5 protein-coding genes are annotated in these 6521 nt (G+C 57.8%); 3 read left to right on the top strand and 2 right to left on the bottom strand.

The window, feature by feature from the left end:
* The 3 genes from mfd to RCH87_RS09745 form a co-directional block, all read left to right on the top strand.
* Positions 1 to 2383, top strand: a 2383-nt coding sequence (gene mfd / locus RCH87_RS09755) for a transcription-repair coupling factor (protein WP_306516511.1), incomplete at its 5' end; no start/stop codon positions are given.
* A gap of 108 nt (positions 2384 to 2491) precedes the next feature.
* A complete protein-coding gene (locus tag RCH87_RS09750) occupies positions 2492 to 3190 on the top strand; it encodes a DNA-3-methyladenine glycosylase (RefSeq protein ID WP_306516510.1) in 699 nt (232 codons plus the stop codon).
* 276 nt (positions 3191 to 3466) lie between these two features.
* Positions 3467 to 4042 carry a TetR/AcrR family transcriptional regulator gene (locus tag RCH87_RS09745; RefSeq protein ID WP_306516509.1) on the top strand — a complete coding sequence of 192 codons (576 nt, stop codon included), beginning with the start codon at positions 3467 to 3469 and terminating at the stop codon, positions 4040 to 4042.
* Here RCH87_RS09745 and RCH87_RS09740 read toward each other — a convergent pair.
* Positions 4008 to 5927, bottom strand: a complete 1920-nt coding sequence (locus RCH87_RS09740; RefSeq protein ID WP_306516508.1) for an FAD/NAD(P)-binding domain-containing protein — start codon at positions 5925 to 5927, stop codon at positions 4008 to 4010. The two genes, RCH87_RS09745 and RCH87_RS09740, sit on opposite strands and share 35 nt — an antisense overlap.
* Positions 5927 to 6521, bottom strand: a 595-nt coding sequence (nadC, locus tag RCH87_RS09735; protein WP_306516507.1) for a carboxylating nicotinate-nucleotide diphosphorylase, incomplete at its 5' end; no start/stop codon positions are given. The genes nadC and RCH87_RS09740, both read right to left, overlap by 1 nt.

Below are 6521 nucleotides of genomic sequence, written 5' to 3'. Positions count from 1 at the left end.
GAGTCATGCCGGATTGGTCTTTCCGAAAGTGCGCAACCAGAACGACGGAGCGACGATGCAGCTGGAGGTAGTGACCGAAACCGACCTTACGGGGAACCGGGGTGGCGATATCGCCGGAGCGAAGCGTCGACCAGCAAAACGCCGCAACCGGGTGGATCCACTGGCGCTGAAAAAAGGCGACTTCGTCGTGCATGAAACCCACGGCATCGGCAAATTCATCAAGATGGCCGAACGCACCATCAATGCCGGCGGCGAAAGCTCACGCCGCGAATATATCGTGCTGGAATATGCTGCCTCGAAGCGCGGACAACCCGCCGACCAGTTGTGGGTGCCGATGGAATCGCTCGATTTACTGAGCAAATACACCGGCGGGCAAGCTCCGACGCTGTCGAAAATGGGCGGTTCGGACTGGAAAAACACCAAGAAAAAGGCCCGCGCTGCCGTGCGTGAAATCGCCGGCGAGCTGGTGCAACTCTACGCTAAACGCCAAGCCGCGCTGGGCTATCAGTTCGCCCCGGATTCGCCATGGCAAGCAGAGATGGAAGATAACTTCCCCTTCGTCGAAACCGAAGACCAGATGCTGGCCATCGAAGCGGTGAAAGCGGATATGGAATCATCCGTGCCGATGGACCGCGTGATTGTCGGCGACGTGGGCTATGGCAAAACCGAGGTTGCCGTGCGTGCAGCCTTCAAAGCTGTGCAAGACGGCAAACAGGTCGCGGTGCTGGTGCCGACCACGCTGTTGGCGCAGCAACACTACGACACCTTCGCCGAGCGCATGGCTGGTTTCCCCGTCGAAATGCGCGTGCTATCGCGTTTTAGCACGACCGCAGAAGCCAAGCAGACGATCAAAGATTTGGCCAGCGGTACTGTCGATATCGTCGTCGGCACGCACCGCTTATTGCAAACCGGTGTGCAGTGGAAAAATCTGGGGCTCATCGTGGTGGATGAGGAACAGCGCTTCGGTGTGGAGCACAAAGAACACATCAAAGCCTTGCGTTCCTCGGTTGATGTGCTCACGATGTCAGCGACGCCGATCCCACGTACTTTAGAGATGTCGATGGCGGGAATCCGCGAAATGTCGACGATTCTGACCCCGCCCGAAGACCGACACCCGATCCTGACGTATGTCGGTGCCTACGAAGACAAACAGGTTGCGGCTGCGATCCGCCGCGAGCTGTTACGCGATGGTCAGACCTTCGTGATTCACAACAAGGTCGCGGATATCGAGAAAAAGGCCCGCGAGATCCGTGAGTTGGTTCCCGAAGCCCGCGTCGTCGTCGCCCACGGCCAAATGAACGAAGACCTGCTGGAACGCACCGTGCAAGGTTTCTGGGATCGTGAATACGACGTCCTGGTGTGTACCACGATCGTTGAAACCGGCCTGGACATCGCCAATGCGAATACCTTGATCGTAGAGAATGCGCACCAAATGGGTTTGTCGCAGTTGCACCAGTTGCGTGGGCGCGTGGGCCGTTCCCGCGAACGCGGCTACGCCTATTTCTTGTATCCGCAAGGCGCCACACTGTCAGAAACCAGCTATGAACGCTTGGCGACGATCGCGCAAAACAACGACCTCGGTGCCGGCATGGCAGTCGCGATGAAAGACCTGGAGATGCGCGGTGCCGGTAATGTGCTGGGTGCCCAGCAATCTGGTCATATTGCCGGCGTCGGTTTTGACATGTACGTTCGCCTGGTGGGTGAGGCAGTCGAAACCTTCAAAGCGCTTTCCCGCGGTGAAGCCCTCGACGCTACCGATCAATCGCCGAAAGAAATTCGCATTGATTTGCCGGTGGATGCGCATATTCCAGAAAAATACATTGCGTCCGAGCGCCTACGCCTAGAGGTGTACCGGAAGTTGGCGTCGTCGCAGGACAACAAAGACCTGCGGTTGGTCGTCGAAGAAATGGAAGACCGCTACGGGCCGATCCCCGAAGAAGTTGAGCGTTTGTTGGCTGTTTCTCGTTTGCGGCACCAAGCGCGCCGGGCTGGAGTCACCGATATTATGGTGCAAGGCACCCGCATCAAAGTGGGGCCGGTCGAGTTGCCGGATTCCAAGCAAGTTCGGTTGAAACGCACCCACCCCGGCGCGAATTACCGCGCTGCCGCCAAGGCAATCCAGTTGCCATTCCCGAAGGCTGGACGCGGCAATGTCACTGATCCGAAGCTGCGTGATGTGGAATTGCTGCAGTGGCTGGCAGATTTTCTCTCTGAGATGTTTGATGTGGAGGCAGTTGATGTCTCGGGCGCGCGTAGCAGGCAAACGCCGCAGAGCAACGAAAAGTCTGCGGCACCTGGGGCGAAAAAATCTCGCTCAAAAAAGCGCTCAGGGCAGAAACCGGCAGGGAAGACTACTGGCTCGGTATTTTCACTGAGCGAATAAGCTGAATGAACGCTCTGAGTGAATAAGCTGAGTGAATAAGCTGAGTGTGCACGTTGAGTGAACATGCTGGGTGAATAGCTGCAAATAAAAAGGTGAAGTGACTAGCTAATGCCAGCGATTAATTTTCACGACGATGCGGATGTTGTAGCACCGCAGCTGCTGGGGGCGACCTTGGCTTTTGGCCCGGTGGCGATACAAATTACCGAGGTCGAGGCATACCTGCACGGAGTGGACGAAGCAGCCCATAGCTTTCGTGGGAAAACCGCCAGCAACGCTGCGTTATGGGGCCCGGGCGGGCACATGTATGTCTATATTTCGTATGGCATTCACCGGTGTTGCAACCTGGTGTGCGGTCCGGATGGTACCGGCCAGGGATGTTTGCTTCGTGCTGGGCGTGTGATTGCGGGCGAGAGCCAGGCGCGCAGCCGCCGTGGCGATGTCGGATTCCCGCGTTTGGCCTCTGGGCCGGGAAATATTGGCAAGGCCTTCGGGTTTGATACCGAACACAATCATCTACCGGTCGACCAGGTTGCACAGAACTGGGAGGATAGCCAGCTTGTCGACGAATCCAGCAGCGGTGGCAGCCACTCTGTTGGTGTCAACGCCGCTGCAGACAATGGTGCAGAACCGACGGTTGCAGAGGCCGGGTCAGGGGCAACACCGCACCCGCGGCTGTATATCCGTTCAGAAGAACCAGAGTGGGTCGCTGGTCCGCGCATCGGCATTTCGAAAAACGTCGACGCGCCACTGCGGTTTTGGATTCCGCACGATAAGACGGTTACTAGCCCGAAGCGCCCGCCGAGTTAATTGGCGCTGCGCATCCGTGCCTGGTTGCGCAGTCCTGCGGTGATAATCAGCTCCACACCAATCACGATCTAGGTGATGAGCATGCCGATGGTATGCCTGGGGCGGCGAAATTAGCACTAAATGGAGTTTTTCGTTCCAGTAATGGGGCAGTGTAGTCTTGCATTAAAGAAAAATCCAACTATGCGCCCAGAACGTCGAATTATGCGCAGCCACGTTGATGCAGTGACGTTGACGCAGTGACCCGCTAATTCGAGCACACGGAAAGGAGCATGACACGTGCGCGCTGATGCACAAGCCAACCGCGAGGCGATCATCAAAGCCTCCCACCGGTTGTTTCAAAAAGACGGCATCGATGTGACATTTCGGGCTATTGCCGAAGCTGCCGGCGTCGGAGTGGCGACAGTCCACCGCAATTTTCCCGACCGCTGGTCGCTGATTATGGCTGTTGGGCAATACAGCTATGACCGGCACTGCGCGATCATTGCGAAATACGACGAACGCTGGGAAGCCGATCCATGGGAAACCTGGACAGACTTGGTGGTGGAATTAGTCGAGCAGGGCATCGGGCCTTTAAGCGAGCAAATATCGATGTATGCCGAGCGTGAAGAACTCGTCGATCAATTCGCCGAGGTAGTGCGCAACCGCGATATGGCACCTATCGAAAAACTTTTACAGCGCGCTACCCACTATGGCTTCGTCGCAGAAGGGCTGCATCTGCGACGATTCGTCATGACCATCGGCGTACTTTCCCGGCACCTCACCAGCCTGGCTCAGGACATCATGCCGGATCACCAACGGTGGATGACCCATCTCGTGCTCAAAGGCCTGGCACAGTCTGCGAATTCTGAATAATCGCGAACAAGCTGCGCGCCGTTTTATCGGTTTCTTGCAACATGATCGGGTCAGTGCCGGGCATAGGCGAAATCGTGGTATCTGGCATTTGCGCATGCGTCGGGATGCCAATGATGTGCAGACGTGCATCCTCGCTGCCATCCGGGTGCACCGTACGGCGATTCTCCACCGTGGTTTCCGGCGATGGGCCCGCAACCCCATCGACGGAAAACGGGCGGATTCGTCCGGAGGCAAACAACGACTGGCTCAACAGATCAGCCGGGAAGCGGATATCGGGCTTTGGCAACCAAGCATCGACCAGCGTGGCAGCGCTTGCCCTTCGCGCGGACACACCGCTACCGCAGGTCAGAGTGAATTCTTCTGCGCCGATTTCTAACTGCGGGTTCGCTCCTAAAAATTCCACCAGTCCGGCGTCGACAAGCGCTAACAGTTGCTGCGAACGAAACAGCGGCGGCCCAGAACCGACCATCTGACCCAAGGCCATGACTTCGCGCAGCGTTGGCGACTGTGAGTCCCGGACAAACTTGCCTTGTGCTCCGGCAATGCCGACAAGTTTGCGGCAGGAAGCAAAAACCCACAGCGCGGCTTTGATCGGAGAATCCGCACCCGCCAACGCAGCAGCGATATCTTCAGCCATGGACTCAGCAACCTGTGCCGTCGAATCCGCCTGCGGATGGAGATACCGTTGCAGATCACAGACGTGATCGGTATGCCGTTGCAGTGCGCCGGCCAACCCCTGCGGGTCTAGCAGCACAGAGACCGGGGTGGCATCGATGACAGCGATGATCTCCTCGACGCTCGTGGCAATAGCATCCGGGTGAACTCGAGCCAACGTGGAATAAAACGCCTGTAGCGCATCGCGGGCAATCGCGGGGAAGAAGTCCACCGAAAAATCAATGCGCTGCATGTTCTCAGCTGCCTGCAATTGCTGCTGCAGCCGTGGCATTGCAGCTTTTGGCGGCAGACCACCATAGTGCGACTTCGGCAAAAATGGATAACCGCGCCGGGAAGTGACGACGAAATGTGGCTCTGTGCCGCTCGCACGGTAGCGCAAACCGCAACGGGAAGTCGGGTCGACCTCGAAAAATCCGCCGCGATCGATGGTGCACAAAGCCATCACATCGAAAAAACCCATACCCAAACCGCGCACCAAAACCGGGGCGTTTGCTGCGATCTTGTCGACGGGTTGTTCGACCGGGTTGTCTGGGCTGATCCACGTGAGCTCTGGCGACTGCGCGGCGGCACGCAATTGGTATTGCTCGTCGTTGTCTGCATTGAGCAGCCAACCGGTTGCCAGCACGGTGCCGTGTGCAGTGATGGAGGTGCCGTCGGCAAGCGAAATGACATCGTGGTCCGCCTGCGTCTGCAGGGCAATCGCACGTGTATTGTGCTCGACGAGATGTACCGATTCCGGCAACAAATCGATGCTCACCTGATATACCCAGCGTAAATATTCGCCGTACAGTGCTCGTGAAGGATTAGATTCTGCAACGGTGCCGGCGAGTTCTTCGCGGTAGCTAACAGCCAGGTCAGCACGCGGCGGGTGAGCACGAAACAGCTCTTGTTTGGCAGCATCTGCCTGGTCGAGTTCGTCGCCGCGTATGAGTCGAATCCATTCGAACAGGGTGGGGCCTTCCACCACCGGGGAGGTGACGCTAGCTCCGGGTTCGGTAAAAAGTGTTACGGCATCGGCCAGGGTATTCATGCAAAGCGTGCGGGTTTGGGTGGTATCCCACACACGGCCGGCACCGATTTGGGAATCATCGATGAGATGGATCGTCACTGGCTGCGCGGAAGTTGCTGCACGAAGATACGACCCCAAACGTTCAATGACTGAGATTCCACGCGGTCCTGCCCCAACGATGGCGATGTGTATGCGCTGCATTAAAAATCCAATCCGATGTCTAACACGCGCACTGAATGCGTCAGCGCGCCGACTGCAATATAGTCCACCCCGGAGGTGCCGTAAGCACCAGCGCGCTCCAGGGTTAACCCGCCGGATGCCTCCAGCGCGGTATCCGGGCTGAGTGCTTGTCGACGCTGCACGGCGGTGTGGACGTCGGCAAGCGCAAAGTTGTCCAACAACACCATATCTGGTTGCAAGGGCAGCACCTCGGCGAGTTGATCCAGGGTATCAACTTCCACTTCACAGGCAATTTCGGGGTTGTGAGCACGCACCCGGCGCAGAGCTTCGGCCACACTGCCCCCGGCAGCGAGCACGTGGTTGTCTTTGATCATCGCGGCATCGCCTAAGCCCATGCGGTGGTTGACCCCGCCACCGGCGCGCACGGCGTATTTTTGCAGCGCGCGCATGCCAGGCAGGGTCTTGCGGGTATCACGCACCCCGGCCTGCACGAGTCGTTGTCCCGGTTCTTTATTGGCTTCGGCTGCGATCGCAGCTACCCAACGGTGGGTCTCTGTGGCGATAGCGCTGGTATGCGAAACGATATTAAGCATGGTGCGCTCGGCGGCTAATACC

It is taken from the genome of Corynebacterium sp. (genome assembly GCF_030826625.1).
Taxonomy (GTDB): domain Bacteria; phylum Actinomycetota; class Actinomycetes; order Mycobacteriales; family Mycobacteriaceae; genus Corynebacterium.
This window is presented reverse-complemented; position numbering and strand designations above follow the sequence as displayed.

Bases quoted from the DNA above. Each gene is read 5' to 3' on its own strand.
- RCH87_RS09740 (WP_306516508.1), bottom strand. From the start codon at position 5,927: ATGCAGCGCATACACATCGCCATCGTTGGGGCAGGACCGCGTGGAATC.
- RCH87_RS09750 (WP_306516510.1), top strand. From the start codon at position 2,492: ATGCCAGCGATTAATTTTCACGACGATGCGGATGTTGTAGCACCGCAG.